The organism is Roseburia faecis (assembly GCF_001406815.1).
Taxonomy (GTDB): domain Bacteria; phylum Bacillota; class Clostridia; order Lachnospirales; family Lachnospiraceae; genus Roseburia; species Roseburia faecis.
This window is the reverse complement of sequence record NZ_CVRR01000051.1, coordinates 1-2,362: the sequence shown is the minus strand read 5'-3', so window position 1 is coordinate 2,362 and position 2,362 is coordinate 1. Positions and strand designations below refer to the sequence as shown.

Below are 2,362 nucleotides of genomic sequence, written 5' to 3'. Positions count from 1 at the left end.
TCATAATGCTAACGGCTAAAATTGAGGAAACGGATAAAATAACGGGGCTGACATTGGGAGCGGACGATTATGTGACAAAACCCTTTCGCCCACTTGAAGTAGTTGCCAGAGTGAAAGCGCAGTTAAGACGTTACAAGAAATATTCACCCGGTATCATCACAGAGAAAATTCCATCGGAACTTTCCTATAACAAATTGTGCTTGAATGTGCAGACCCATGAATGTCTGTTAGACGGGGAACCTGTTTCTCTAACCCCGACAGAATTTTCTATTCTCCACGTCCTTTTGTCAAGTGCTGGAAATGTTGTAAGCATTGAGGAACTGTTTCATGCGGTTTGGAAAGATGAATACTACTCTAAAAACAGCAGCACAATTACTGTGCATATCCGGCATCTGCGCGAGAAACTGAACGATACTTCCGATACTCCGCAGTATATTAAAACGATTTGGGGTGTCGGCTACAAAATTTAAGCGAAAGGAGAACGCTATGAAGAGAAAATCAAATTGTTTGGCAACTATTTTATGCAGTATATCTTAGCAGTCGGACGTTCTGATATTACTGATGTACTCACAAATACGGCAGGTGGTCTTTTGGGGCTTGCTGTATATTCGATTGCAGCCCGGTTAATCGGAAATAGAATAAAAGCAAACAGACTGTTTTCCATTCTGGCAGGCATAGTAAGTGTTGTCGTGATTGGTCTGCTTGGCTTTCTTCTGTTTGCTAATCGGTAGGAGGTGTATTCTCATGTCGAATAAAGAAATGACAACAGAAAAGCGCCTTAAAGTGCGCTTATACCTATCATTGCTGGTTTATACCGTTGTTGGATATGGTTTGACCCTTATCTTGGACTACATCTTTTCAAAATTTGACAACGGTATTTTTGCATGGCTCTACTGGCGGCTCGATCTGCTTTTTATTTTGTATCTGATGATCGGCTTTGTATGTATTTTCAATTACTATTGGAAAAAGCCGTGGGGCTATCTGGATGAAGTAATTGATGCGACCCAAACGGTCTATGAGCAGAACAATCATACCGTATCGTTGTCTGAGCCACTGAAAGAACTGGAGGAACAGCTTAATCAGATTAAAATGTCTGTTCTGTTGAGCAAGCAGGCTGCAAAGCAGGCAGAAGAAAAGAAAAATGAAATTGTTATGTATCTGGCACATGATATACGCACCCCTCTGACAACAGTGATCGGCTATTTGAGCCTGCTCCATGAAGCCCCTGACATGCCTGAACAGCAAAAGGAAAAGTATGTAAAAGTTGCGTTGAATAAGGCAGAACGCCTTGAAAAGCTCATCAATGAACTTTTTGAAATTACCAAGTACAATGCACATACGGTTATTATCAAAAAAGAAATTGTGGATTTACATTGTCTGATTGCGCAGGTAATAGATGAAATATATCCGACACTCTCCGCAAATGGCAACACGGCGGTATTTACTGCGGAGGACAACTTATCTGTGAATGCTGATCCCGAAAAGCTGGCGAGAGTTTTCAGTAATCTTTTACGAAATGCTGCGTCATATAGTTACCCGCAGACAGAAATCACTATATCCGCCAAACGGTTAGAGCATGATATTCAGATCACTTTTGAAAATCATGGAAAAACAATTCCACAGGAACAGCTTAACAGTATATTTGAAAAATTCAATCGCTTGGATGATGCCCGGCTTTCTAATACAGGTGGTGCGGGACTTGGTCTTTCTATTGCGGAAGAAATTATACATTTACATGGTGGAAAGATTACTGCATCCAGTCAAAACGAAACCATAGACTTTGTGATTACATTACCACTTTCCGCTTAGGAAAATAAGAATGTGATCTTAGGAATTACTTAGGAATTTAAGCGTGTGATTTTTGAGATTGAAAAGCCTTTGTTCGGTACAATGATTATCGAACAAGGGCTTTTTATTGTTCAGCTGAAGCAAAAGAAAGGAGTGTAAGCATGGAACTGAAAATAGAGCATTTAAGCAAGCAGTTCAAAGACAAAACAGCAGTAAATGATGTCAATCTGACATTGACTCCCGGCGTTTGGGGACTTTTGGGGGCGAATGGTGCAGGGAAAACCACGCTCATGCGCATGATTGCTGATATTATGACACCAACCAACGGAGCGGTTTACTATGACGGAAAAGACATTCGAGAGTTAGGTGAAGTCTACCGAAGCAAGTTTGGCTTTCTGCCGCAGGATTTTGGGTATCACCGGGATTTTACGGTCAAAGATTATTTGGAGTATATGGCTGCGCTGAAAGATATTCCTACAAGGGCAACCACCCAAAAGATCAATCATTTGTTGGACATTCTTTCGCTCTCCGATGTGAAAAAGAAAAAAATCTCCAATCTGTCAGGCGGCATGAA

The 2,362-nt window shown here is 41.0% G+C and carries 4 protein-coding genes; all 4 read left to right on the top strand.

Features of this window, described 5'->3' with window-relative positions:
* On the top strand, positions 1 to 470 hold a 470-nt coding region (locus M72_RS13260; protein ID WP_055068561.1), incomplete at its 5' end, for a response regulator transcription factor.
* A 51-nt stretch (positions 471 to 521) separates the two neighbouring features.
* A complete protein-coding gene (locus tag M72_RS13255) occupies positions 522 to 731 on the top strand; it encodes a VanZ family protein (RefSeq protein ID WP_243279706.1) in 210 nt (69 codons plus the stop codon).
* A gap of 13 nt (positions 732 to 744) precedes the next feature.
* Complete coding sequence (locus M72_RS13250; RefSeq protein WP_055068560.1) at positions 745 to 1,809, top strand: sensor histidine kinase; 1,065 nt, start codon at positions 745 to 747, stop codon at positions 1,807 to 1,809.
* 140 nt (positions 1,810 to 1,949) lie between these two features.
* Positions 1,950 to 2,362, top strand: a 413-nt coding sequence (locus M72_RS13245; protein WP_141652749.1) for an ATP-binding cassette domain-containing protein, incomplete at its 3' end; no start/stop codon positions are given.